We start from the raw sequence: 25,708 nt of genomic DNA, 5'->3' as shown, positions 1-25,708 counted from the left end.
ATGTGCCGAAACCTCCCCGCTGCTCTTCACCCTAGTGCTAGCCAGCAGGTGTCGATGGAGGTCGGTCGCGCTTTCCCAATAAACTACCCTGCCCCAAGGGGCGGGGTAGTCGCCGCTTCGCTTAACGGTTCCTCCGGAACCGTGTCGGGGAGAAGCCGCCGCAAGCGGCGGGGAATGCGACCCAAAGAGATTCAAATGAAGCACTCTGGAGTCGTCTCCAAAGGGGCGAGCAGCATCAACCGCCTTGTTTAGGGCTGGGAGCGGGCATGGCCGTTAAACGGCGAGGCTGCGTTCAAATTTGCGCAGGCGCTCGGCGACGCGCTCGCGCCCGAGGAGCCGCATGATGGCGGTGATGCTCGGGCCCGCGTTGGTGCCCGTAAGTGCGAGCCGGGCCACTGATTGGTAGGCACCGAAACTTTGCGCGTGCGAGTCGGCCATCGCCTTGAGCGCGGTTTCAATCGATTCGTCGCTCGCGAAGTCCGCGTTCGGCAGCGCTGCGATGAGCTCGCGCAAGCGCGCTGCGGGCGCCCCCTTTGCCAGCACTTTGGCGCGGACTTTTTCGTCGATCGGGTAGGCTTCGCTAAAGAAGTAGCGCGTGTAGGTCGGCAGCTCTTCAACGCCCTTGATCTTGGGATGGCTGAGCAGCATCACTTCGCGGAAATACGGCTCGGGGGCGGCAAGCGCCGTGCGCGCCAACCTGGAGATTTCGGCCGCCGCCTTGGCCGCGTCCTCACCTGTGGGCGCAGCTTCGTGGCTGCTCGCGCTGGCGGCTCCGTTTTGGTTTACAGTTAAAACTCCAACGCTCGCGGCGCAGCCCGCTTCGCCCGACTGCCTCTCAGCGTACGCAGCGCCTTCAAAGCTCGGCTCCCTTTCCGAGCTCGACCCGGGCTCCGCGCTTTTTTGCACAAAGTAATCGCGGGCGCGCGACACGAAGTCGTCCGCGGGCAGTTCCAGCAGGTAGAGCATGTTCATGTGCGCGAGTTTCTTGTCGTCGAAGCGCGCGTTGCTCTGGTTCACCTGCGCCAAATCGAAGAGCCGGATGATCTCCGCGAGCGGCATTTTTTCGCGATCATCGCTGGGATTCCAACCGAGCAGAGAGAGGAAATTCACGAGGGCCTGCGGCAGGTAGCCGCGCTGCTGATATTCCTCGATTAGGGCGCCTTGATCGCGCTTCGACATCTTGCCTGGGCCCTGCTGCTTCAGGATCAGCGGGATGTGCGCAAACTGAGGCAGCGGCGCGCCAAAGGCGTTGAACAGCTCAACGTGTTTACTGGTATTCGAGAGATGATCCTCGCCGCGGATCACGTGCGTGATGCCCATCGTTATGTCGTCCACGACGTTCACCAAGTGGAAGACGGGGCTGCCGTCCGAGCGCACGACGACGAAGTCCTCATCTTCGGTGCGCTCGACCCGACCGCGAATCGCATCGTCGATGATGGCCGGGGCGCCCCGCACCTTGGTTACCGTTTTTTTCCGGTGCGCGTCGAACTCCTCGTAACGCTCGCCCAGCAGCTTGAACCACAGCGCGCCGTCGCGCTCGTAGACGCGGCCCGCGGCCCGCAGCCGCTCCACGTACTCGGCGTAAATCGCGCCGCGCTCGCTCTGCCGGTACGGGCCGTAGTCGCCGCCGACCTGCGGCCCCTCGTCCCAATCCATCCCCAGCCAGCGCAGGCTTTCGTAAATCACATTGAGGAAGGCCTCGCTGTTGCGTGCCTTATCGGTGTCCTCGATTCGCAGGATAAAACGCCCGCCCGTGTGCCGCGCGTAGAGCCAGTTAAAGAGTGCGGTACGCGCACTGCCGATGTGGAAAAAGCCGGTGGGACTGGGGGCGAAACGCACGCGAACCTGTGACATAGGCGGCACGGCCTAACAGGGTTTGCACTGCGCTTCCAAGTCTTATGAGGATCGCCCCGTGTCATCCCTGCGTGCCTCTCCCTCCGTCAACGAAAGCGTTTCCGGCCCGAGTGCCAGTGCGGTACCCCACGACCAAGCCGAGTCACGCCCGCCGCCGCTCGCCGACATCAGCACGTTTTTAAAAACACTGCGGCTCGCCACCGAGCGAGCAGGCGGCGCGCTCGAAACGATGGGCGAGGTCGGCGGGCTGCCGCTCTTCGCCTGGACGAAGCGCGTAAAACCGCAACCGTGCGCGCTTGCTGCCACAACACCCCGCCCGCGCGTCTACATTTCTGCCGGGACGCATGGCGACGAAGCCGCCGGGCCGCTCGCCGTACTCGAACTGCTCAACGAGGGTTTCTTCGACGCGCGTGCCCACTGGTTTATCTGCCCTGCGCTAAACCCGCTCGGGCTCCAGCTCGGCACACGCGAAAATGCGCAGGGCATCGACCTCAACCGCGACTACTTCACGCGCCGCAGCGAAGAAGTGCGCGCCCACACCGCGTGGCTTCAAAAGCAGCCGCCCTTCGACCTCACGCTCTGCCTGCACGAGGATTGGGAATCGACCGGATTTTATCTCTATGAGCTCAACCACGGGGCGCGCCCCAGCCTCGCACAAGTGATGCTCGATGCCGTCCGCCCGCTAATGCCTATCGAGCCCGCGCAAGTGATCGACGGGCGCCCGATTGACGAGCCGGGGATCCTCCGCCCGCAAATCACCGCCGAAGGCCGCAGCGATTGGCCCGAGCCGCTCTACCTGCACGAGCAACAGCACAGCGATCGCAGCTATACCCTCGAAACGCCCTCTTCGCTGCCGCTGGCCCAGCGCGTGGCCGCCCAACGCGCAATCGTCGCTGCTGCTGTGGACGCAGTGCTCAAGGAGCACTCGGCTGCGGCAGGTTGAGATGGAGGCAAGCCCTACGCGTGGAGCGGGGTCGCAGACCCTTTTATTTTGCGAGCCGCTCGTTGGCGGCTCGTCAGTGGCGCCACTTCCACTAACAAACCGCACAGTTGGGAGCACTCGACCTCCGGTCGAGCGGTCTTCGACCGACTTACCCGTAAACCAAAAAAATCGCCCCAACGGGTTCCCGTTCCATTCGCGTTTGATGCCCCACCTCCTCCCGTTCCCACGCGCAGTCGAGGGGCTGCTAACCCAACAACCCACGCGCCGCGGCGAAGGCCCGCATGTCGGCCGCCAGCGGGGCCGTAAAAACGGCGTCTAGCCCGGCCTCCCGCAGATCGATCTCCGCACAGTGCAGCGCCTGGCGCGGCAGCAGCAGCTTCTCGGCCAGGCGCTCACTCCAACCGCTGTCGATAAAGTCCAGGTACAGCCGCGCGTCGGGCCCGTAAATCTTGTCGCCTACCAGCGAGTGCCCCAGCCACTGCGCATGTGCGCGAATCTGGTGCTTGCGCCCTGTCTCCGTGACCACGCGCGCGAACGTGAACCCATTGGCCGCAGCGATTGGCTGGAAGTGCGTGCGCGCCGTGGCCCCTCCCTCACCCTCCGCCCGCACTGCCGTTTTTATAAAAACGGGGCTCTCCAAATCGTCGCCCAATGGCTGATCGACCGACTGTGCCGCGCGCAGCTCGCCCGCGAGAATCGCCAGATACGCTTTTCCCACGCGCCGCTCCTGCATCGCCTTTTGCAGACGACTCGCCACGGCGGCCGTTTTGGCGATCACCACCACGCCGCTGGTTTCGCGGTCGAGCCGGAAAACGAGGTGCACCTGCGCCAGCCCGAGCCCCTCGCGCACCGCACCGACGAGGCTCGACCACGGCCCCGCCTTTGACGGATGGCACACTACGTCGCCCGGCTTGTTCAGCACCACGACCGCGTCGTCCTCATGCACGATCCACGAGTGCAACTCGGCCTCGCTAATCAAGCGCACGTGCTCCGGCTTCGGCGGGCGCGGCGGCCAGGCGCAGGCCCGACGCGCAAAACGCTGCGGCTGCTCGCTCATCTCGCCCCTCCCCTCGCGGGCGCAGCGTTGCTGGCTCCCCGAAGTGCGGCGCCAGCGCCGTTCAATAAATGTGTGTCTTCCGCCAAAAAATGACTGCACCTGCCGGCTGACTTAAGCGGATCTAATTTTCGCAGAAAGAAATGCCCAACTGAGTTGCAAAACTGCGCCGCGGCCCCCACCCTCCGCGCCAACGTGATAACGGGTTCCCCAGTGTTGGAAAACACCCCCATGCCGATCACGGCAGCCCACAGCGGCAATACTTCGCTTAGCGAGGTCATAGCAGGGAACAGCGGCAGAATTTCTCCCGTCAGTAACCTCAAAAAAAGAAGGGAAGATAACATGAACAGAACAAATGCCCACGAAGTGATCATCTCCGGTATCCACCTCGAACTCACGCCGTCGCTAAAGACCTACGTGAGTGAGAAAGCGGAGCGATTGTTTCGGCACGAGGAGCGCATCATGCGCATTCGCGTAGAGCTGGAGTGCGACTCGAAGGCCTCGGTCGACAGTCGCTTCAAGGCCAAAGGCCACATCACCATCAACGGCCCGGAGCTCACCGCCACAGTCGCCGCAGAAGAGTGCCACAAGGCGATCTCGCTGCTCACCGACAAACTCGACCGCATGCTGCGCCGCCGCGCGCGCCTCCTTAAAGAGAAGCGCAACCACCCGCACGGCATAGAGCTGGCCGACGTCGAGCTCCCCAAGGTCCAACTCGTCGGCACCTGAGTTATTCTCCCGTCACAGCTGAGGCCGCCGCTGCCACCGACCCGATCCGGTCAGCCGGCCCACCGCGAAACCCGCCGCCCACACACACGGCGGGTTTTTTCGTGCCTGAAGCTGCGGCTTAAGCCCACTTCGCAAGAGGCTTGGCTTCTGCCCCTCCCCAAAGCTAGGCGTCTGGGTATGGATGACACGCAAAGCGCCGCGCTCGCTATTTTTCGCAAAACGGGGGCCCTGCTCGAGGGGCACTTCGTCCTCCGCTCGGGGCTGCATAGTGGCCACTTTTTCCAGTGTGCCCGCGTCTGCGAGCAGATGCCCGAGGTCGAGCAGCTCACCGCAATGCTGCTGCCCAAGCTCGGCACGCTGGAGTTCAGCACAGTTCTTGCTCCGGCGATGGGCGGGCTCGTCATCGGCCAGGAAATCGCCCGCCAGACGCGGTCGCGCTACCTCTTCGCCGAGAAGCAAAACGACCAGCTTGTCTTGCGGCGCGGCTTCACGCTCGCCCCGGGAGAACGCGTCCTTATCGCCGAAGACGTGGTCACTCGCGGCGGTCGGGTGCGCGAGTGCATCGAAATCGTCAAAGCTGCGGGGGCCCTGCCCGCAGGCGTTGCCATGCTGGTCGACCGCAGCGGCGGCCAAGTCGACTTCGGGATTCCCACCGTTTCGCTGCTCACCCTGAGTTTTCCCACCTACGCGCCCGACCAAGTCCCACCCGAAATCGCCGCCCTACCCGCTCAAAAGCCCGGCAGTTAGCCAAAGTGCAGATGCCGACGGGCGGGGCTCCCCCACCCGGGCGGCATAACCTCACTCTGCTCCGTTCCTCGTTCCCCGTGTTTTGCGCGCGCGGAAACGCAGCCTCCCTTTGTCATAGAAACAGAAACTTCCCCCGCCCCAAGCCAATGGATCCCCTGTCCCCATCCGAGCTGAAAACCATCCTGCACTCCAAGCGTGCCAATTTATACTATCTGGAGCACTGCCGGGTTTTGGTGAATGGCGGTCGTGTGGAATACGTCACTGATGCAGGAAAGCGTTCGCTGTATTGGAATATCCCCATCGCCAATACGACTACGATCTTATTGGGTACGGGCACCTCGATCACACAAGCCGCCATGCGCGAGCTCGCAAAAGCGGGAGTGATGGTCGGCTTTTGTGGGGGCGGCGGCACGCCCTTATTTTCGGCAAATGAAGTAGATGTCGAGGCCGCCTGGTTTTCTCCCCAAAGCGAATACCGCCCCACCGAGTATTTACAAATGTGGGTGAAATTCTGGTTTGACGATGATCTCCGGCTGGCCGCCGCCAAAGCCCTGCAACGAGCCAGAATTACCCGTCTGCGCGAACAATGGGAAAAGCGGCACCTGCAAGATGCGGACTTTAACGTCAATATGAACCGCCTGGACGACTTGTTACAACGCACTCTCAAACAAATCGATCTGGCTGAAAACAATACACTATTACTGACCGAAGAAGCCCGCCTGACCAAAGCCTTATTCAAATTGGCAGTCGATACGGTTGACTACGGCGAGTTCACACGTGCGAAACATGGCAGCGGTGCCGATCCGGCCAACCGTTTTCTCGATCACGGGAATTATCTGGCGTATGGTCTGGGAGCGACGGCTACCTGGGTACTGGGCCTGCCTCATGCTCTGGCAGTCTTGCACGGGAAAACCCGGCGAGGCGCACTGGTCTTTGATACGGCCGACCTGGTCAAGGATGCACATATCCTCCCGCAAGCCTTTATCTCCGCCATGCGCGGGGATGACGAGCAGACCTTTCGCCATCACTGCATTGATATACTCACCCGCAGCGAGGCGCTGGATTTCATGATTGATACACTGAAAGTAGTAGCCGCCCAAACCGGCGCAAAAGTAAAGGCATGAATATTCTGCTGATTTCCCAATGCGATAAGCGGGCACTGACCGAGACCCGGCGTATCCTCGACCAGTTCGCCGAACGCCGTGGCGACCGCACCTGGCAAACTCCGATTACTCAGGCGGGGCTGGATATGCTGCGCAAATTGTTGCGCAAAACCGCCCGCAAAAACACCGCTGTCGCCTGCCACTGGGTCCGCGGGCTCGACCACAGCGAGCTGCTCTGGATCGTCGGCGACACCCGCCGTTTCAATTCCGAAGGCGCAGTACCAACCAACACGACAGAAAATAATATTTTACGCAAAGAGGACGAAAACACCTGGCATAATCTACATATCATCAATGCGCTCACCTCACTGGCCGCACTGCTGCACGATATGGGCAAGGCCAATCAGGAGTTCCAGCGACGGTTAGAGGTCTGGCCAACAAGTCGCACTCTCTATCGGCACGAGTGGATTTCAGTCCGCCTGTTCCAGGTCTTTGTCGGTCAAGACAATGATGAAGGCTGGCTAAACCGGCTCATAAACAGCGAAGACAAGTACTCACTTGATGACTGGTGTAGCACGGGTAAACTGTTGCGCGACGGGAAGGATGCCAAAGCCAACGAGAACAAACCGCTAAAAACCCTGCCACCACTGGCGCGTGCCATAGCCTGGCTCATCCTCACTCATCACCGACTGCCAACCTATCCCTTTGCCGAAGGTAAAAAATCTATTTATCACGGCATGCCCAACAAGAAAATCGACGGCGATAATTTTGAGGATGCCTGTTCACGTATCGACTCGCTTTGGAATGAACCAGAGCCCTTGAAAGAGGGAGCCCGCTCAAACAGCGCGCTGCCGTACTGGACTTTCAAGCATGATCTGCCCGTTACGGAGCTAAAATGGCGTAAGCGCGCGGCGCGTCATGCGCGCCACCTGCTCCCCGCCATACAAGCCCAGCCCGACCGCGACTGGCTGCGCGATCCGTTCATTGCTCACGTTTCGCGCCTGTGTTTAATGCTGGCCGATCATTATTACTCCAGCCAGGGCAAAGACAGTGAGGCGATGGCCAACCGCGCCCCTTTCCGCACTCTGTATGCGAATACAGACAAAGGAAAGCCGAATCAAACACTGGACGAACACTTGCTGGGAGTCACCACTCACGCGGGGATAATTGTACAGTCTCTCCCGGGGCTCACTCGCCACCTGAGCTATTTACAAAATCACAAAGGGCTAAAAAAGCGCAGCACCGATCCGGCCTTTCGCTGGCAAGACCGTGCCACTGATCTCGCAGCAAGTGTGCGCCAACAGGCCGCCGAGCGCGGCGCCTTCATCGTCAATATGGCCTCGACCGGTTGCGGCAAGACTCTCGGCAATGCGCGCATCATGAATGCGTTGGCCGATCCGGCGCGCGGCATGCGCTGCGCCTTTGCCATTGGACTGCGTACTTTAACCCTGCAAACCGGACAAAGCTTTCAACGCAATCTCGGACTGGATGATGAGGCGCTGGCAATCCTGGTCGGCGGCAGCTCCAGCCGCGAGCTTTTCGATTTTTATGAAGAGCAGGCAGAAAAAACCGGCTCAGCCTCCCGGGAAGACTTACTGCCCGAGGGCAACCATGTACAGTTTGAGGGCAACGATAAACACCCGTTGCTGCAACGCCTCAGTCACAATCCTGCCGTGCGGAAATTATTGGCGGCCCCCTTGCTGGTGTGCACGGTCGATCACTTGATGCCCGCTACGGAAAGCCTTCGTGGAGGCAGTCAGATTGTGCCCATGCTCCGCCTGTTCAGTGGTGACCTGGTACTGGATGAGCCAGACGACTTTGATATTAATGACCTGCCGGCGCTCACCCGACTTGTACACTGGGCGGGGCTGCTCGGATCGCGGATATTGCTATCCTCCGCTACACTACCGCCCTCTTTGCTGGAAGGCCTGTTTCTCGCCTATAAAGAAGGGCGACAGTGGTTTGCACGCAATTGCAGTCCACACCCAGATGAAGCAACCGATATCTGCTGCCTGTGGACGGATGAGTTTAGCCAAAAACAGGCAAGCTGTGGCGATGCAGAGAGCTTCCATGTCGCACATGCGGCGTTTGTGCAAAAGCGGGTCGAGCGCCTCAGACAGCAAGCACCGAAGCGGCGCGCCAAACTATTACCCCTGAAATTTACTACACAGAATAAACAGAAGCGACGAGCCGAACTGGCAACCCTGCTGCGCGATACGGCCCTGTCTTTACATGACAAGCACCACAGCCTTGACCCGATAAGCGGAAAGCGGGTCAGTTTTGGCCTCATCCGGATGGCTAATATCGACCCATTATTTGATATTGCACTGGCTCTTTTCAAGCACGGCGGCCCATCCGGAACACAGATTCACTTGTGCGTTTATCATTCACAGTTCCCGCTATTTTTACGCTCAAAGATTGAGCAGCAATTGGACAAGGCTCTGGATCGGCGAGATGAGAATGCGGTGTTTCATCTCCCCGACATTCGCCAAAAGATAGATAGTAGCCCGAGCGATAATCACATTTTTATTGTTCTGGGCAGTCCGGTAACGGAAGTCGGCCGCGACCATGATTATGACTGGGCGATTCTCGACCCGTCTTCCATGCGCTCGCTGATCCAGCTCGTGGGCCGAATACTGCGCCATCGCATGCGCAATATTGAGCATCCCAACCTGATGATATTGGAGTACAGCCTGCGCCACTTTGAGCACCCCAACAAGCCCGCTTACTGTCGCCCGGGGTTTGAAAGTGCTGAATTCCGGCTCAAGGAGCATAATATGTACACACTGCTCGGCGACCTGATCGACACACAGGGACAAGCCATCATCGACGCCTGCCCACGCATCCAGCCCGCCGAAACGCTGAATCCCGGCGAGCGCCTGATCGATCTGGAGCACGAGCGTTTACAGCAGCAGATGCTGCCACAACCCACCCCGCCTCCCAAGCGGCGCGGAATATCAGCCAAACCGCCACCGCTCAACTCCAGCAGCTACTGGCACTGCCCGATGGGCTCGCTGACCGGCCTGTTACAACAGCGCTACCCCTTCCGCGAGCAAACACATCAAGAGGCCCACTATGTCTTTCTCCCCGATGAGGACGAAGAAGGTGCCGATCTACACCAATTGCCCAAAGGTGAAAAGCGCTGTGAAATGCCTTACGTCAAGGTCGAGGAAAGCCTCCTTGCCCGGATTCCAGACAGTGAGCTCAAAGGCCCAAACATCGGCATCTGGGGCGTGAGTGAGCTCTTGCCCGCCATGCAAGAGCAGGCCGCAGCCATGAGCCTCCCCTTGCGCGACTTCGCCCTAAAATTTGCCACCGTCAGCCTACGGAAAGAGAAAAAACATTCGGACGGCACCCCACAACCATGGCGATTCCACCCCGCACTCGGCTTCGCCCCACTGGATTAGGAAAACACGCCTTTCCGTCCAGCCGCTGCACTGACGGCCCCCGTCCCCTGATCGCCGAATAGAGGGGAGCGGGCGGCTCAGGCTCGGGTGCCGGTGACGGATTCGGCGATGGTTTCGGGCTGCGGTTCTTCGGAGTCGCTTTGGTGGGCGTGGTGGCTGAAGCGCATGGAGACGATTTTCGAGACACCGCGTTCTTCCATCGTCACACCATAGATCGCCTGCGCGGCGGAAACCGTGCGCTTGTTGTGGGTGATGATGATGAACTGCGAGTTATCGACGAACTGCTTCAGCAGGTCGGTGAAGCGGCCGATGTTCGATTCGTCGAGCGGCGCGTCGAGCTCGTCGAGCAAGCAGAAGGGCGAGGGCTTCACCATGTAGAGCGCGAAGAGCAGCGCGACGGCGGTCAGCGTTTTCTGCCCGCCGGAGAGCAGCGTAATGCTCTTTAGCTTGGTGCCCGGCGGCTGGGCGACGATCTCGATGCCGCTTTCGAGGATGTCTTCGGTTTCGATCAGCTCCAGCTCGGCGCGGCCCCCGCCAAAGAGCGTCTGGAAGGTGCCCGCGAAGTTTTTGCGAATCTGCTCAAATGTGAGCTCAAACTGCTGCCGCGAAGTTTGGTTGATCTCGTCAATCGCGCCCAACAGCTCGGCCTTCGCGCTGCTCAGATCATCGACCTGGGTTTTCAGAAAATCGTGTCGCTCCTTAAGCTCCGCGTACTCCTCGATGGCGACGAGGTTCACGGCGCCCATGCTGCCGAGCCGCTGGCGCAGCGCATCGACTTCGGTTTTCACCGCCGCCCAGTCAGTCGATTCGAGTGCGGCGAGATCGGCCTCGGTCGGCTCGCCACGCACGGTCTGGCGCTTCCTTGACCGCCGCTTGGGCGCGGCGGCATCTGCTGCATCCGCCGCATTGGGATCCGTGTCCGCGTGGGAACCCGCCTCAGTCGTGGCGGTGCCCGGCGCGGCCGGCGCGGCCGCGGCCTCATCCTCATCCTCTTCCTCCAGGTCGAGTGGTTGCAGGCCCTCGGGCTCATCGTCGGCGCGCCACAAGCTGCGCTTCCAGTCGATTTCGGAAATATCGGTCTCAAACTCGCGCTGCACTTCCTCGACCAGAAAGGCGAGGCGCTGGCGCAGCTCGGCGAGCTTGATTTCGTGACGCCCCAGCTCGCTGTTCGCCGAGTCCGACTGTTGGCGCTCGCTGTGCTGGGCGCCTTCGAGCTCGCCGATTGCACGCTCCAGCTCGACGAGCTCGACGCGCAGCTTCTCAACCTGTTGCTGCGCGGCTTCGAGTGTGCCCGCCAGCGCAGCGGCCTGCTCTCTGGCGGCCTGAGCCTCCTTTTCGAGGTCGGCGATCTGGCCGTCGCAAAAGGTGATCTCTGCGTTTCGCTGCGTGAGTAGCGCCTGCAATTGCTGGCGGCGGCGCTGCATCTCGGTAAGACCGCGGTCGAGGACTTCGACCTTTTGCCGATGCTCGGCGAGATCGAGCCGAGCCTGGGCGAGGGCCTCGCGTTTGGCGTCGCGGGCGCTGCGCACTTCGACCGATTCAGCTTCGGTGGTCTGGATTTTTTCGCGCTGGGCGACGGTCGCAGCCTCGGCTTCGGCGAGTTGCTGCTGGGCTTTTTCCCAGCGGGTTTTCGCCTCCGCGCTGGCTTGCTCCAGCGAGGCGAGCTCGCGCGTCATCCGCTCAATGCGGCGCGCGGCCTCCTCTGCGGTGTGCCTGGCGTTGCGCTGCTCGGCCTGCGCCTGGGCGAGCTGCTGCGTCGCCGTGAGGACCTGGGCGCGGGCTTGCTCGAGCGCGGCCTCGGCCTCCGCGAGCGTAGCGGCAATTTTTTCGATAACGCCTTTTTGCGCGTCGTGCGCCTTTTGTTCTTCGGCGAGGGCGCGGGCGGTTTCGCGCAGATCGATTTCGCGCTGGACGATGCTGTTGTCCGCCTTCTTCGCGGAGCTGCCGTAGATCAAGCCGCGCCGATCCACGAGTTCGCCCTTGGTCGAGGCCACGGCCAGGAAACTGAAATCAGGATTCGCCCGCCAGTACTCCAGAAAGGCCGGAAGGTCACTGGTGATGTAGCAGGCCGAAAGAATGCTGAGCGCAGGGTGCTCGGGATCGGTCGCCGCCGCCAGCCCCTCACTCGCGGGCACGAGCATCGCAGGAAGCACGGGCGCGCTCGCCGCCTCCGCCGCCGCCGTTCCGGCAACTGCCTGCGCAGCGCCGCGCGGCGCGCCGAGCTCGGCGAGGTGGAGGACGGCGGCGCCCAGTTTTTTCGCCTCCAGTTGCTCTAGGATGCGCTGCGCCGTCGCGGTGTCGCTCACGCGGATGGCCTCGGCCGCGGCGCCGAGGAGCGCCTCAATCGCGCGCGCCTTATCGGGCCGCACATCCAGCCCCTGAGTGATCGGGCGCGGCGCATCCGCGCCTTCGCCCAACGCATCGCCGAGCCGCCCCTGGAGGATGGCTTTGGCGCCCTCGCCGAAGCCTTCCCATTTTTCCTGAAGCTGCTGCAAGAGCCGCAGCCGCGCGCTGCGCTGGGCGAGCGAGCGGTCGATCTCCTGCTGCTTGCGCTGGGCCTCGCGAAACTCGCCGGTAAGTGCGGCGATTCGCTGCTGCGCCGCCGAAACTTGCTCGTGCGTGTGGGCTTTCTCGGCGTTGGCCGCCTCCACGCGCTGATCGAGTTCGGCGAGCTGCTGAGCGGTAGTCGCCTCGTGTTCGCGCGCCTGGGCGAGCTCCGCAGCGAGCGACTCGTGCCGGTGGGCGCTGGTCTTTTGATCGACCTCGTAGCGCGAGCAATCGGCGCGCAGCCGGGTGACGGCGCTCTCCGAGTGCAGGAGCTGAAACTTGGCCGCGGAGAGCTCCTTCTCGAGCTGGCTGAGCTGGCCTTCGGCGACGCTGAGCTCGCGGTTGCACTGCTGGTAAACGTCGTCCGAAGAGCCCAGCAGCGTGAGCTGCTGCTGCTTGTCCTGAGCGCCGGTGTCGGCCTGCTCGGAGACTTCGCGCAACTGCATTTCGAGCTCGCCCAGCGTGTTGCGCGAGGCGGTGAGCCGGTCTTCGAGGCCCGCGCGCTTGGTCTGCGCGAGGTTGGCGCGGTTTTCGGCCGCCTCTTTTTGCGAGCGCAGATCGTAGGCGGCTTGCTGGGCGTCCTGCACGCGCTGGTTGAGCTGGCCGCGCTGCGCCTTCTTTTCGTCGAGCGCGCCCTGCTGAGATTCGAGCGCGCGGCGGCGGCTCTCCGCCTGAGTTTTGAGGCTGGCGACCTGAGCCTCGAGCTCGCCGAGCTGGGCGGCGAGCTGGCTGTGCCGCTGGCTGTTCCACGCGAGCGCGAGGTGCCGCATCCGGTGGTTGAGCCGCTTGTAGCGCAGCGCCTTGGCGGCTTGGCGGCGCAGGCTGCCGATCTGACGCGAGACCTCGCCCACCACGTCGGCCACGCGCGAGAGGTTTTGGTCGGTGAGCGCGAGCTTGCCGAGTGCCTCGCGCCGCTGCGCCTTGTACTTGGTGATACCCGCGGCTTCCTCAAAGACCGCGCGGCGCTCCTCAGGCTTTGAGGAGAGGATCTGGTCGATCTGGCCCTGCGCCATGATCGAATAGCTCATCCGGCCTACGCCGGTGTCCATGAAGAGCTTGTGAATGTCCTTCAGGCGGCAGGCGCGGCCATTAAAGAAGTACTCGCTGGCGCCATCGCGGTGCACGCGGCGCATGATCTCGATCTCGTGAAACTCGCTGCCGAGCTGTTTTTCGCAGTCGGTGAGCAGCAGCGACACCTCGCAGAGCTGGGCGGCCTTGCGGGCATCGGAGCCCTCAAATATCACGTCCTGCATTTTGCCGCCGCGCAGGGCCTTGGCGGACTGCTCGCCGAGTACCCAGCGGATCGCATCGGCGATGTTCGATTTTCCGCAACCGTTGGGGCCTACGACGGCCGTGACGCCGGGCTCGAGCTTCAGCGTGGTGGGGTCGGCAAAGGACTTAAAGCCGTGGAGTTTTAGCGCCTTGAGGTACATGAAAAGCGCGCGAGTGTGAAATCCGCCCCGCCCCCCGCAATGTTTTACAGCTTGGGCGCGCGCACCGTCCTGCCCTCGCACCAGTGGGAATGCACGAGCAGCGTGCGCGAGATTTTCGGGAGGCCGCGCTCGCCTACTTGCAGTTTGGCGAGGAGCAGGTCGACCGCCGCCCGCCCCTGCTCTTCCGTGCTCTGGTCGATCCCCGCCCAAGGCAGCTCGGGCACGTAGGAGCGATCCAGCGTCACGAGGCCCACCTCGCCCGGGCACTCGATCCCCGCCGCCGCCAGCCAGTCCTCCATCGGGGTGACGACATCGCGCAGCGGGCCATCGTGCAGTGCCGAGAGCGTAAAGACGCAGTCGATCCCGTACTCCTTTAGCCAGGCAATGAGCGGGCCCGCCGTGATCTCCCTGCGGATAAATGGCGGGATGGCACCCCACTGCGGATGGCGGGCCTGGAGTAGCTGGTAGCCATTTACCCAGGCACCGCTCGTGTCGCGGTCCTGACTCGTCTCCAGCGCGAGCCCGATCCGGCGGTAGCCGCGCGAGAGGACTTGCTCGCCCGCGAGCAACACCGCGTTAACATGGTCGCTCACCACGCAGTCGAGCCCCGGGCTGTGCAGCGAGTGCCCCACCAGCAGCGTCGAAAAATGCTGCCACGGGAACTCCCGCTCGAAGTGCTCGTTCGGAAATGTTTCAAGGAAAAGCCCGCTGATCCCGCGCGCGATCAAGATCTGGGCGAGTCGCGACGCGCTAAACGCCGGAAGCCCGATGGGGAACTCCGTAAGGTCGAAGCCGTAGCGCGCCGCATGCTCGCGCACTGCCGCCCCGTAGCGTCCATAGCGCCCCAGCCGCCGCGCCTGCTCCCACTGCTCGTTGCTCCGGCAGGGGACGAGGTACGCGAGCGCTCCGAGGTGCCGGTCGGGCGCGCGCTGCCGCACGAAACGCATCACCTCCGCAAATAGGGGGTTGTGACTGTAGCCCAGCTCGGCCGCCGCCGCATGCACCCGGGCGCGGGTGGCGGCGTTTCCCCTCCTAGGTGAGTTGAGGCAACGCGACGCCGTGGCGATCGAGACGCCCGCCTTTGCGGCGACATCGCGCAACGTCGTTTTTCTCTGTGGGGCGGCAGAAAGCATGGGGATGGCCCCACACTCTCCTGCCCTGCCCGCCCCCAGCGCAACCGGAGAGAATACGGAGCGCTAACGCCGCCAAACACCGTGCAACCATCCTCCCTGGTTATTCGCCACAAAACCGCCGCGCGGACATTCTGGCGCCGCGTGGTTCCTTCTTCGCCGCGCTAATTGTCGCATCCCCGTAAGCCGCGAACTCGGGCGCGGCTTGACGCGTCTAGAGCCCACGCGCACATTCGCCCCCATGCCCGCCGCCACTATTGAGCTCCCCCAAGAAATCTACGAGCTGGCCGAGCGAGAGGCCCATGCCCGCAACATCGGCCTAAGCGATTTCGTCGCCCAAGCGGTACAGAAGAGTGCCACTGCCCGTCCAGCATGGAAAGACGTCCCATGGATGAAGACCGCCGGAGCCCTCGCCGACCTACACGACGAGACCATCCGTATCCAGCGCCTCATTGACGAAGAGTTTGGCCTGCCGCGCGAACAGCGCGAACGGGAGGCACTTACCCAATGATCGTCATAGATACCTGCGCCTTGTCCGCTTGGGCAGACGGCACGGCCAGTGGTGCACTCGATATAATCGGCCGCAGCCCCCGCCGTGTCATCCCCGCCATTGTGCTCGGCGAGTACCGCTTCGGCATCGCAGGCTCGCGCTACCGCGAGCGATATGAGCAGTGGCTTGAAGAGACGCTGTCCGAGTGCGAGGTGCACCCGATCACCGAAGAAACCGCTCGCATCTATGCACGCCTGCGCCGTCAGCTTAAGGTCACGGGCAGCACCGTCGCACCAAACGACCTATGGATAGCGGCCTGCGCGATCGAGCTGGGCATGCCCCTACTTAGCCGCGACACCGACTTTGACCGGATCAAGGAGCTCATCCGCGTCCATTTCGATGCCTCCTTTGCCTGAGACGCCCGCTTTTGCGGCGACATCGCGCAACGGGTGCTCTCCTCCGACTGAGAGGCCAAACCAACCTCGCCCAGTATGGTCAAGCTACGCGGCTTAGCTGTGTCACAAAAAGGCTCGAAGGCGGGGCGGCGGGTCTTCCTTATCGGCGGACGAGATGTCCTGGATGCGCCGCCACCTCCTCACCCTCGAAGAGCTCAGCCTCGACGAGATTGACCAAATCCACGCGACTGCTGCCGCCTTCAAGCGCAGTCTTACGCAGGGCGCGGAGCGGGCCGCCGGGAGCACAGGTGGCGAAGCTACGTCCTCATCCTCGCAGCCGCTGGCGGAGCCCGCCGATCCCGCCCCTGCCCCGCTGCGCGGCAAGCGGATCGTAAACCTTTTTCTGGAGCCGAGCACGCGCACGCGGATGGCCTTTGACATGGCGGCCAAGCGGCTCGGGGCCGACGTGATTTCGCTGGAGGGCAGCGCCTCCTCGACGACCAAGGGCGAGACGCTGCGCGACACTGCCGAGAACATCCAGGCGATGCAGGCCGATGCGATTGTGATCCGCCACGCCGCCGCGGGCTCGCCGCTCTACCTCTCCCAAATCCTGCACATCCCGATCATCAACGCGGGCGACGGTGCGCACGAGCACCCCACACAGGGGCTGCTCGACACCTTTACGATGCGCGAGCACTTCGCGCCCGAAGCGGGCAGCCTGTGCCCGACGCTCAAGGGCCGCCGCGTGGTGATCCTCGGCGATATCCTCTTCAGCCGCGTCGCGCGCTCCAACATCCACGCGCTGCGCAAGCTCGGTGCCGATGTCACAATCGTGGGCCCTGCGACGCTCGTCCCGCACCATTTTTCCGCGCTCGGGGTGCGCGTCTCGCACGATCTGCGCCACGCGCTCGCGGATGCGGAAGTCGTCATGCTCCTGCGGATCCAGCACGAGCGGCAGTCGCTCTCGATGTTTCCCTCGCTCGGCGAGTACACGGGCCTGTTCGGGCTCAACAAAACCCGCGCGAGCTGGCTGCACCCCGACGCGATCATCATGCACCCGGGGCCGATCAATCGCGGCGTCGAGATCGACAGCGATCTGGCCGATGGCCCGCACAGCGTAATCCTCAATCAGGTGACCAACGGCATCGCCATCCGGATGGCGGTGCTCCACCTGTGCCTCGGCGGGCAGGTGCTCAATGAACCTGCTGCCTGATAAGTACCGCGAAGATCGTCAATCAGGTGCCGATCCCACTCGCCCACTGCCAAACCAGCCGCGCTTCGCAGCCTTACACACCGCCTCGGCACTCACGCCCTCACCTCCCTTTTAACTAAAAACCGATAACCACCGCTCCGGCCCCAAGGGCAACGTGCAGCGCGCCCGCCCCACAAGCGGTGCCCACTCCGCGCCGACCGCGCCCGAAAAAGCCGGAGCTCCAAACTCAAGTCCTCGTGAACACTACTACGCCCTCCCGCTCCGCCCTCCCGCCCCACCCTGCCTCTCCCGCGTCCTCCACCTCGCCCGCTCCTTCGCTGCTTTGGATAGCGAACGCGCGGATCATTGACCCCGCCGCGCAGCGCGACGCGGCGGGCGAGATTTTCGTCAAGGACGGCTGCTTCGTCGACTCGCTGTCTGCTGCCGACAAGGCTGCCGCGCGAAAAATCGACGCGGGCGGCCTCGTCGCCTGCCCGGGCTTGATCGACATCCAGGTGCACCTGCGCGAGCCCGGACAGCTCCACAAGGAAACCATCGGCACAGGCTCCCGCGCCGCGGCAGCGGGCGGCTTCACCAGCGTCGTTTGCATGGCGAACACCACGCCGCCCGGCGACAATCCCGCCACGATCCAGCTCATCCACGATGCGATAAAGCGCGACTCGGTCATCCGCGTTTACCCGACGGGCTGCATCACGGTCGGCATGAAGGGCGAGACGCTCGCCCCCATCGGCTCGCTCGCGCGCGCGGGCGTCGTCGCGATCACCGACGATGGCGATTGCGTGCAGAGTAACGAGATCATGCGCCGCGCCTGCGAGTACGCCAAGATGTTCGACCTGCCGCTGCTCGACCATTGCCAGGACCACGCGCTCACCGCAGGTGCGGTGATGAACGAGGGCGAGGTCTCTACACGCCTCGGCCTGCGCGGCTGGCCCAACGCGGCGGAGGACATCATCGTCGCGCGCAACATCATCCTCTCGCTCTACACCGGCGCGCACGTGCACATGCAGCACCTCACCAGCGCGTACTCGGTCGAGCTGCTGCGCGCCGCCAAGGCGCGCGGGATCCGCGTCACCGGCGAGGCCACGCCGCACCACATCGCGCTCACCGACGAAGCGCTCGGCGGCTACAACACGAACTTCAAAATGAACCCGCCGCTGCGCACCGAGGCCGACCGCCAGGCGCTCATCGCCGGCCTGAAGGACGGCACCATCGACGCCATCGCCACCGACCACGCGCCACACGCCAACTACGAGAAAGACCGCGAGTTTGACCACGCGCCCTTCGGCATCCTCGGGCTCGAAACCTCGCTGCCGATCACGCTCTCCGTGCTCCATCGCGAGGCGGGCATGCCGCTGCTCGAAGTCATTGATCTAATGACGCGCCGCCCTGCCGGAGTCCTCAAGCTGCACGACGGCGCGGGCACGCTCGCGGCGGGCGCGCCGGCCGACATCTGCCTCTTCGCCCCCGACGAAAAATGGCGCTACGAGACGGCGCGCGGGTTCAGCAAATCGCAGAACTCGCCGTGGGATGGGCAGGAGCTCACGGGCCGCGTGCACACCACGATCTGCGCCGGTAAAGTCGTCTACGACCAGGGCCGCATCACGGCCGATGCCGGAAGAAGCGAGTAAGTGATGCGCCCGGAAATCGTTACCACAATCGCGAGCGCGCTCGGCCTCGCGGGACTCGCGCTGCTCTGGCGCTACGGCCTCTCAGCCAAAGCGAGGAGCGAGGCCGCCGCCGCGCGCAAACGTGCAGACACCGTGCTGCACTGGGACATCTCGGCCTCGGGGTTTTTCCTGTTCCTGTTTTGTGTGATCGTCGGCGGAGTACTCGGCCAGGCGCTCGCCCTGCTCTGCCTGCGGCTGGGCGGGATCTCGCCCACGGGAATCAGCACCGGCGGCGAAGCGGCACATGCCTCCGACATGGCGATGCTCTTCCTCGGCGGCGCGTTTCAAGGCGGGATGCTCGGCGGCGTGTGTTTTTTTCGCCGCCTGCTCCACAAAAGGGAAAAGCCTGCCGCCGCGGCGGTAGCGGCGGGGGTAAGCCCGGCTGGCGTTTTGCGAAAAGGCATCGGCTGCGAGTTGATCGCGCTCCCCGTCGTGGGTGCGACTGCGCTGCTTTGGCAAGGGCTCCTGCACCTGCTCCACATCGACTATCAGGCGCAAGACCTCGTCGACCTCTTTGCCGAGGCGGACTCGCCGCTGCTGCTCGGCAGCATGACGTTTCTGGCGGTCGTTCTCGCTCCGCTCACCGAGGAGCTGATCTTTCGCGCGGGGCTTTTCCGCTACCTGCGCACCCGTGCGCCGCGCTGGGTCGCGCTCGCGCTGCCCGCGCTGCTCTTTGCCGCGCTGCATGCCAACCTCGCGAGCTTTGCGCCGCTCGCCGTCCTCGGCCTGATCTTCGCACTCGCCTACGAGCGCAGCGGCACGCTCGCCGTGCCCATCCTCGCCCACGCGCTCTTTAACCTCAATACGATCCTCATGATCCTCGGCGGCGTCGGCATGTGAGGTGTGAGCCACCCATGAATCCCTTTACGGAAAAGCACGGCGAATCCGTCGCCGCCCTCGGCGAGACGCGGCTCCTGGAGAAAATCCGGCTCTGGCTGGGCGACGCCGCGCCGGCGGAGCCCTTCGGCATGGGCGACGACTGCGCGGTGCTCCCGCGCGGGAAAAGTGCGCGACTCATCACCGTCGATCCTGTGATCTACGGCGGGCATTTTAACGACACGATGTCGCCGCGCGCGACCGCGCAAAAGCTCCTCAAGCGCAACCTCAGCGACTTGGCCGCGATGGGCGGCGTCCCGATTGCCGCCGTGCTCGCGCTCACGCTCGACCGGCGCACGAGCCTGCGCTGGCTCGAAGGCTTTTACCGCGAGCTCGCCGCCTGTGCGCACCACTACGCCGTACCAATCGTCGGAGGCGACATCGCCGAGGCCCCGCAAATGCACCTCTCGGCGAGCCTCACCCTTTTGGGAAATCCCGCGCGCGGCGGCCGCATCCTCACCCGCCGTGGCGCGCGCGAAGGCGACGCGATTTACGTCACAGGAGAGCTCGGCAACACGCTTGGCACCGGGCACCACTACCGCTTCACGCCGCGGCTGGCCGAGGGCGCCTGGCTGGCGCGCCAACGCGCCGTGCATTCGATGATCGATATCAGCGACGGCCTCGCCAAAGACCTTAAAGCGCTGGAGACGGGCCAGCAGCCACTCAGCGCACAGATTTTCCCCGGGCGGCTTCCACTGCGGCGCGGCGCCGATCTCCGCTCGGCGGTCTGCGGTGGCGAGGACTACGAGCTGATCTTCAGCCTCTCGGCGAGTGCGCGCACGGCGGACTTCGAGCGACGCTGGCGCGAGGCGTTTCCCAAGACGCGGCTGACGCGGCTCGGCCACTTTACCCAAGCCGGAACGCGCGAGGCGGGCGCGCTCAACCTGGAGGATTATCATGGCTACGAGCATCTGTGAGAAACTCCGCGCGGGCCTCGTCACCCACAGCGCCGAAGCCTGCGAAGCCGCCGCTGCGGCCTTCGCCCGGACGCTGCCGCCCGACACCACGCTCGCCCTGCACGGCGACCTCGGCGTGGGCAAGACGACCTTCGTCCGCGGCCTCGCGCGCGGCCTCGGCATTCGCGAGCCCGTCACCAGCCCGACCTTTTCGCTCTACAGCCTCTACCGCAGCGTCGCGGAGGGGCAGCCGCCGCGCACGCTCCTGCACCTCGACGCCTACCGGATCGAAACCGCCGCCGAGGTCGAAGCCCTGCTGCTCGAAGACTTCCTCATCTCTCCCTGGATCCTCGCCATCGAGTGGCCGGAAAAAATCGCCGACTGGCTCCCCGCCAGCACCCAGCACCTCACGCTATCCATCAACCCCGCCGACCACAGCCACAGCATCCGCCTGCACAGCCACGCAGAGCGATAGCAAGGGCTGCCCTACGCGGGCGGCGGCAGGCGGTGCCTGCACCCATTTACTGTGCGGTTTGCTTGGCGGGCGTTCCGCCCGCCAAGCAAACCGCACAGTAGAAAGGTCCCGACCATTAATCGGTGATTTACCGACAAATCGTTTCACCTCGCCCCAATGGGTTTCCGCCCCATTCGCATTTGATGCTTCAAGCCCAGTCGCAACGCGACAGGGGGAGTTTCATGTAAATTTGGGAATCGTGCTTCGTCGCGCAGCGACGGAGCCGATTCCCAAATTAAATGGAAGTGGCGACCCGCCACCGCCCCACGCGTAGTGGAGTCTTTTGTAGGTAGAGGCGCGCGGGTGAAAATCCGAATAACGCGCTTGCGCTGGGGGGCGGCGGGCGGTGTTGTCGGCGGCTTGCGTTAGTGAGGGCTCGTTTGGTTGCGGGCTCCCACCACGACTGCTCCGACCTCCTGTCGGGGCAAAAACGGTGACGCTGGCAAACCGCTTGCGGCTCCTCCGCGATTTCGGTCGTGAGGTGCGGCGCGGGGAGCGGGCGTCACGGAGCGGCTTTCTTCCAGAGAGTGCGGCTCCCAAATGGTCGTGAGAAAACAAACCACAAAATCATGTCTACCGTCTCCAAACCCGAAATCATCGCTGAGTTCAAAACCCACGAAAAGGACACCGGCTCCTCCGAAGTCCAGATCGCCCTGCTGACTGCCCGGATCAACCACCTGACCGAGCACCTGCGCACGCACCGCAAGGACTTTCACTCGCGCCGCGGGCTGCTCCAGATGGCCGCGCGTCGCCGCAAGCTGCTCGACTATGTGAAGCGCCACGAGTTGGCGAAGTACACCGAGCTGCTGCAAAAGCTGCACCTGCGCCGCTAAGCATTTTTTTAAGCAAAGGGCGGCCCGCCGATTCGAGTGCGGGGCGCCCTTTCTCATTATCCCCTCCCCCGCATACAACCCGGGGGCTTTCGTTTTTTCCGCATCGGGCCAGTTGCCTCCCTTTTCCCCAAAAGGCGCGCGAGCCCCCGATGCATCCGGCTCCGGCGTTTCAACACGCGATTTTTTTTAATCGCGCACGATTGAAGGCCGCTGAGCTCCCTCGGCCGGGCCGCAGTTCGTAGTGCTGCTGCCCCGCCCGAGTATTCATCCGCAGCACTACACCATATCCGTATCCGAATAGAATGAATCAGAAGCATAACGTCACGGTGCCCGGCCTCGGGATCACCTTCTCCACCGGCACTTACGCCGGACTCGCCAACGGCGCAGTCAACGTCTGCGTGGGCGAGACCAACGTCCTCGTCACCGCCTGCGTCGCCCAAACCATCAAGCCCGGGCAGGACTGGTTCCCGCTCACCGTGGACTACCGCGAAAAGTACGCCGCCGCGGGCCGTTTCCCGGGCGGTTACTTCAAGCGCGAAGGCCGCCCCAGCGAAAAGGAAATCCTCACCTCGCGCCTCTGCGACCGCCCTTGTCGGCCGCTTTTTCCGGCAGGCTTTCTCAACGAGGTCCAGATCATCGGCCAGCTCATGTCGGCCGACCAGATCAACGACGCGGACATCTCGATGGTAAACGGCGCCTCCGCCGCACTCGCGATTTCCGACATCCCGTGGGCGGGCCCGATCGCCTGCGTGCGCGTCGCCGAGATCGACGGCCAGTTCGTGGCCAACCCCACCATTGACCAGATGTTCCAGAGCACGCTCGACCTCATCTACGTGGGCACCGAGAGCGACATGCTCATGATCGAGGGCTCGGCCGATCAGATCGGCGAAGAGCGCTTCATCGAGGCGCTGGAGTTTGGCCACAAGGCGATCCAGCCGATCCTCGCGGCCATCAAGGAGCTCGTCCTCATCGCCGGTAAACCGAAGGCGACCTTCCCGCTCGTGAAGGCCACCGACGAAGCCCGCGCCATCATCGAACGCGTCGCCAGCGAGGCGCGCGTGAGCGAGGCGATTTTCGGTCACGAAAAGGCCGTCCGCGCGGCGAACATCAAAGCACTAAAGGAAGAGGCCATCGCGGCCCTGACCGCCGAGCTCGGTGCCGACAAGTTTACCGAGGCCGATGTCGCAATCGTCTTCGAGGAGCTCCAGTACAAGGCCTACCGAAAGACCGTCCTTGAGCGCGGCATCCGCGCCGACAAGCGCGACGCGAAATCGCTGCGCCCGCTCAGCGCGGCGGTCGGCGTGCTCCCGCGCGTGCACGGCTCGGCCAGCTTTCAGCGCGGCGACACGCAGAACATCGCCATCACCACGCTGGGGCCGACCAAGGAAGCACAGCACCTCGACGCACTGACCGGCGGCGTCAGCTCGAAGTCGTTTATCCTGCACTACAACTTCCCGCCCTTCTCGGTCGGTGAGACGGGCCGCTACGGCTCGCCCGGGCGGCGCGAGGTCGGCCACGGCGCGCTCGCCGAGCGCTCGCTCGTGCCGGTGCTCCCGCCGGAGGATGTGTTCCCCTACTCGATCCGTGTCGTGTCGGAGATTCTCTCCTCCAACGGCTCGACCTCGATGGCCTCCATCTGCGGCGGCTGCCTCGCGCTCATGGATGCGGGCGTGCCTATCGTCGCGCCTGTCGCGGGAATCTCCTGCGGCCTGATGACCACCAACAAGCCCGACGGCTCCATCGACAAGTGGGTCACCATCACCGACATCCTCGGCGAGGAAGACCACTTCGGCGATATGGACTTCAAGCTCGCGGGCACGACCAAGGGCATCACCGGCTTCCAGCTCGACCTGAAGATCAACGGCCTGCCCTTCGAAATCGCGAAAACCGCGATCTACCAGGCACGCGACGCCCGTATCGAAATCCTCAAGACGATGCTCGCCGCGCTGCCCGCACCGCGCGCCGATCTCTCGGCCTTTGCCCCGCGCATCCAGACGATCCAGATCGACCCCGAAAAGATCGGCCTGCTCATCGGCCCGGGCGGCAAGACGATCCGCCGCATCGTCGAGACCACCGGCGCACAGGTAGACATCTCCGACGACGACTCCGGAAAGGTCTTCATCTACTCCAACAACGCCGAGGCGATGAACCGCGCCGTCCAGGAGATCGACTCGCTGTGCGGCGGCGGCTCGCAAATCGAAGTGGGCAAGATCTACACGGGCCGCGTGACCGGCACCAAGGACTTCGGCGCCTTCGTCGAGTGCATGCCCGGCAAGGAAGGGCTCGTGCACATCTCGGAGCTGGCGGACTTCCGCGTGCGCCGCACCGAGGACGTCGTCAAGGTCGGCGACTCGATCACCGTCAAGTGCATCGGCATCGACGAGCGCAGCAAAAAAGTGCGGCTCAGCCGCAAGGCCGCCCTCGCCGAAATCGAAGCGCAAAACCAGGCGGCCGGCGCGAATGACGCCGACGCAGCGGAGCCCGCAGCACCCGCGAGCGCCGAAGCTGACGCCGAAGAGGCCAAGCCCGAGTAAGCCGGTTAACGTATTCTTCCGGCACACACGCGTTCGCTGGCCCAGCCCGACCGCAGTGCCGGAAGACACACGCCCGCTCCTCACCGCGAGCCGCGACGGGAATTCCCGCCGCGGCTTTTTCGTACACGCTGCCCTAATCCAAAGCTCCACTCATTTTCAATGCGCTCGCGGTTTCTTGGTTTGGAGCCGCGATGAAAGTCAGCGGCGAAGGCGCAGGTGCAGTTGGTGCAGCGTAAATAGTCGTACGCACTGACGCAGGCCCGTTGACAGCGGGCGGGGGCTCGCGCGGACTGGGCCCCTTTCGCTTTTTCGAGTCCAAGCGCACACCCGCTCACGCCACTTTTTCCAATACCGCCTGTCCACTCCGTCATGATTGATGCCGTTAAGCACCTGATCGACTTCATCCTCCATATCGACGTCCACCTGAAGGAAATCGTAGAGCAGTACGGAACGGGCACCTACGCGGTTTTGGCGCTGATCGTTTTTGCGGAAACGGGCTTGGTGGTGACGCCTTTCCTGCCGGGCGATTCGCTGCTCTTCGCAGCCGGGGCGCTCGCCTCCCCAGTTGAAAGCCAGCTCAACGTGCACTTGCTCGCGCTGCTGCTGTGGGCCTGCGCGGTCGCCGGTGACAGCGCCAACTACTGGATCGGCGCAAAGATCGGCCCGGCGGTTTTCAAGCGCGAGGACTCGATTTTTCTGCGCAAAAAACACCTTGAGCGCGCCCATGCGTTTTTCGAGCGCTACGGCGGCCGCGCAATCATCCTCGCACGTTTCGTGCCCATCGTCCGCACCTTCATCCCCTTCGTCGCCGGTGTCGGGCAGATGAGCTACCGGCACTTCATGGCGTACAACGTGATCGGCGGTTTCGCGTGGGTGTACTTCTTCACCTACGCAGGATTTCTCTTCGGCTCACAGCCGTTCATTCAGCGCAACTTCAAACTGGTGATCCTCGCAATCATCGTGCTGTCGGTCATCCCGATGGTGGTGGAGGCTTGCCAGGCATGGCGCCGCGCGCGCCGCGAAAAAGCAGCCGCAATCTGAAGCAACGAAGGCAACTCCACTGCGCGTGAGAGGCGGCCCTACGCGGGCAGCGGCAGGCGGTGCCTGCACCCATTTACTGTGCGGTTTGCTTGGCGGGCGTTCCGCCCGCCAAGCAAACCGCACAGTAAGAGGATACCCGACCTCCGGTCGGGCGGTCGTTGACCGATTTTATGGGCGCGGCCTTGTTGGGCCGCGCTAGAACCGCGTTTACCGGTTAACCAACGAAAATCGCCCAAATGGGTTTCCACTCCATCCGCGATTCAGGCTTCCTCTCCTGTCGCGAAGCGACAGGGGAAGGTCCT

General features: G+C 63.5%; 19 protein-coding genes. 15 read left to right on the top strand and 4 right to left on the bottom strand.

The window, feature by feature from the left end; translation table 11 throughout:
* Positions 1–273 precede the first annotated feature (273 nt).
* Positions 274–1,854: a glutamate--tRNA ligase gene (locus AXK11_RS10215; RefSeq protein ID WP_231865768.1), complete on the bottom strand. Its 1,581-nt coding sequence runs from the start codon at positions 1,852–1,854 to the stop codon at positions 274–276.
* Positions 1,855–1,876: 22 nt separating this feature from the next.
* On the opposite strand from AXK11_RS10215, the gene AXK11_RS05315 reads away from it, so the two are divergent.
* The gene (locus tag AXK11_RS05315) at positions 1,877–2,797 is read left to right on the top strand and encodes a M14 family metallopeptidase (RefSeq protein ID WP_068630050.1); all 921 of its coding nucleotides are present in this window, start codon (positions 1,877–1,879) and stop codon (positions 2,795–2,797) included.
* Positions 2,798–3,041: 244 nt separating this feature from the next.
* Here the strand turns inward: AXK11_RS05315 and AXK11_RS05310 are convergent, their stop codons facing one another.
* Positions 3,042–3,854, bottom strand: a complete 813-nt coding sequence (locus AXK11_RS05310; protein ID WP_068630046.1) for an RluA family pseudouridine synthase — start codon at positions 3,852–3,854, stop codon at positions 3,042–3,044.
* 339 nt (positions 3,855–4,193) lie between these two features.
* Between AXK11_RS05310 and hpf the strand changes: the two genes are divergently transcribed.
* The 4 genes from hpf to cas3f all read left to right on the top strand — a co-directional run bounded on the left by hpf (position 4,194) and on the right by cas3f (position 9,837).
* Positions 4,194–4,580 (top strand): ribosome hibernation-promoting factor, HPF/YfiA family, encoded by a 387-nt coding sequence (gene hpf / locus AXK11_RS05305; RefSeq protein ID WP_068630043.1) that lies wholly within the window; start codon positions 4,194–4,196, stop codon positions 4,578–4,580.
* 177 nt (positions 4,581–4,757) lie between these two features.
* Positions 4,758–5,327 carry an orotate phosphoribosyltransferase gene (gene pyrE / locus AXK11_RS05300; protein WP_068630041.1) on the top strand — a complete coding sequence of 190 codons (570 nt, stop codon included), beginning with the start codon at positions 4,758–4,760 and terminating at the stop codon, positions 5,325–5,327.
* Between the two features lie 146 nt (positions 5,328–5,473).
* Positions 5,474–6,451 carry a type I-F CRISPR-associated endonuclease Cas1f gene (cas1f, locus tag AXK11_RS05295; RefSeq protein ID WP_068630039.1) on the top strand — a complete coding sequence of 326 codons (978 nt, stop codon included), beginning with the start codon at positions 5,474–5,476 and terminating at the stop codon, positions 6,449–6,451.
* Positions 6,448–9,837 carry a type I-F CRISPR-associated helicase Cas3f gene (cas3f, locus tag AXK11_RS05290; protein ID WP_068630037.1) on the top strand — a complete coding sequence of 1,130 codons (3,390 nt, stop codon included), beginning with the start codon at positions 6,448–6,450 and terminating at the stop codon, positions 9,835–9,837. The genes cas1f and cas3f overlap by 4 nt, the downstream gene beginning before the upstream one ends.
* A gap of 77 nt (positions 9,838–9,914) precedes the next feature.
* Here the strand turns inward: cas3f and smc are convergent, their stop codons facing one another.
* Together smc and AXK11_RS05280 are read right to left on the bottom strand one after the other, a co-directional pair.
* Positions 9,915–13,817, bottom strand: a complete 3,903-nt coding sequence (smc, locus tag AXK11_RS05285; protein ID WP_068630035.1) for a chromosome segregation protein SMC — start codon at positions 13,815–13,817, stop codon at positions 9,915–9,917.
* Between the two features lie 44 nt (positions 13,818–13,861).
* Positions 13,862–14,950, bottom strand: coding sequence for a LacI family DNA-binding transcriptional regulator (locus AXK11_RS05280; protein WP_082780917.1), 1,089 nt, complete (start codon positions 14,948–14,950; stop codon positions 13,862–13,864).
* Positions 14,951–15,188: 238 nt separating this feature from the next.
* Between AXK11_RS05280 and AXK11_RS05275 the strand changes: the two genes are divergently transcribed.
* From AXK11_RS05275 to AXK11_RS05230, 10 genes are all read left to right on the top strand, one after another.
* The gene (locus AXK11_RS05275) at positions 15,189–15,458 is read left to right on the top strand and encodes a hypothetical protein (protein WP_068630031.1); all 270 of its coding nucleotides are present in this window, start codon (positions 15,189–15,191) and stop codon (positions 15,456–15,458) included.
* Positions 15,455–15,853, top strand: coding sequence for a type II toxin-antitoxin system VapC family toxin (locus AXK11_RS05270; protein ID WP_068630029.1), 399 nt, complete (start codon positions 15,455–15,457; stop codon positions 15,851–15,853). The genes AXK11_RS05275 and AXK11_RS05270 overlap by 4 nt, the downstream gene beginning before the upstream one ends.
* A 154-nt stretch (positions 15,854–16,007) precedes the next feature.
* Positions 16,008–17,045, top strand: coding sequence for an aspartate carbamoyltransferase catalytic subunit (locus tag AXK11_RS05265; RefSeq protein WP_068630027.1), 1,038 nt, complete (start codon positions 16,008–16,010; stop codon positions 17,043–17,045).
* 236 nt (positions 17,046–17,281) lie between these two features.
* Complete coding sequence (locus AXK11_RS05260) at positions 17,282–18,673, top strand: dihydroorotase (RefSeq protein ID WP_231865766.1); 1,392 nt, start codon at positions 17,282–17,284, stop codon at positions 18,671–18,673.
* 3 nt (positions 18,674–18,676) lie between these two features.
* Positions 18,677–19,552 carry a CPBP family intramembrane glutamic endopeptidase gene (locus AXK11_RS05255; protein WP_068630025.1) on the top strand — a complete coding sequence of 292 codons (876 nt, stop codon included), beginning with the start codon at positions 18,677–18,679 and terminating at the stop codon, positions 19,550–19,552.
* Positions 19,553–19,566: 14 nt separating this feature from the next.
* Positions 19,567–20,505, top strand: coding sequence for a thiamine-phosphate kinase (locus tag AXK11_RS05250; RefSeq protein WP_068630023.1), 939 nt, complete (start codon positions 19,567–19,569; stop codon positions 20,503–20,505).
* Positions 20,486–20,959 (top strand): tRNA (adenosine(37)-N6)-threonylcarbamoyltransferase complex ATPase subunit type 1 TsaE, encoded by a 474-nt coding sequence (gene tsaE / locus AXK11_RS05245; RefSeq protein WP_068630021.1) that lies wholly within the window; start codon positions 20,486–20,488, stop codon positions 20,957–20,959. The genes AXK11_RS05250 and tsaE overlap by 20 nt, the downstream gene beginning before the upstream one ends.
* Before the next feature lie 608 nt (positions 20,960–21,567).
* The gene (rpsO, locus tag AXK11_RS05240; RefSeq protein WP_068630019.1) at positions 21,568–21,831 is read left to right on the top strand and encodes a 30S ribosomal protein S15; all 264 of its coding nucleotides are present in this window, start codon (positions 21,568–21,570) and stop codon (positions 21,829–21,831) included.
* 302 nt (positions 21,832–22,133) lie between these two features.
* Positions 22,134–24,365: a polyribonucleotide nucleotidyltransferase gene (gene pnp / locus AXK11_RS05235; RefSeq protein ID WP_068630017.1), complete on the top strand. Its 2,232-nt coding sequence runs from the start codon at positions 22,134–22,136 to the stop codon at positions 24,363–24,365.
* 372 nt (positions 24,366–24,737) lie between these two features.
* Positions 24,738–25,406 carry a DedA family protein gene (locus tag AXK11_RS05230; protein WP_343124258.1) on the top strand — a complete coding sequence of 223 codons (669 nt, stop codon included), beginning with the start codon at positions 24,738–24,740 and terminating at the stop codon, positions 25,404–25,406.
* Positions 25,407–25,708: the final 302 nt, after the last annotated feature.

Origin of the sequence: Cephaloticoccus primus, assembly GCF_001580015.1 — a bacterium.
Lineage (GTDB): Bacteria > Verrucomicrobiota > Verrucomicrobiia > Opitutales > Opitutaceae > Cephaloticoccus > Cephaloticoccus primus.
Note: the sequence above shows the minus strand (reverse complement) of the source record. Positions and strands in the feature narration are given on the sequence as shown.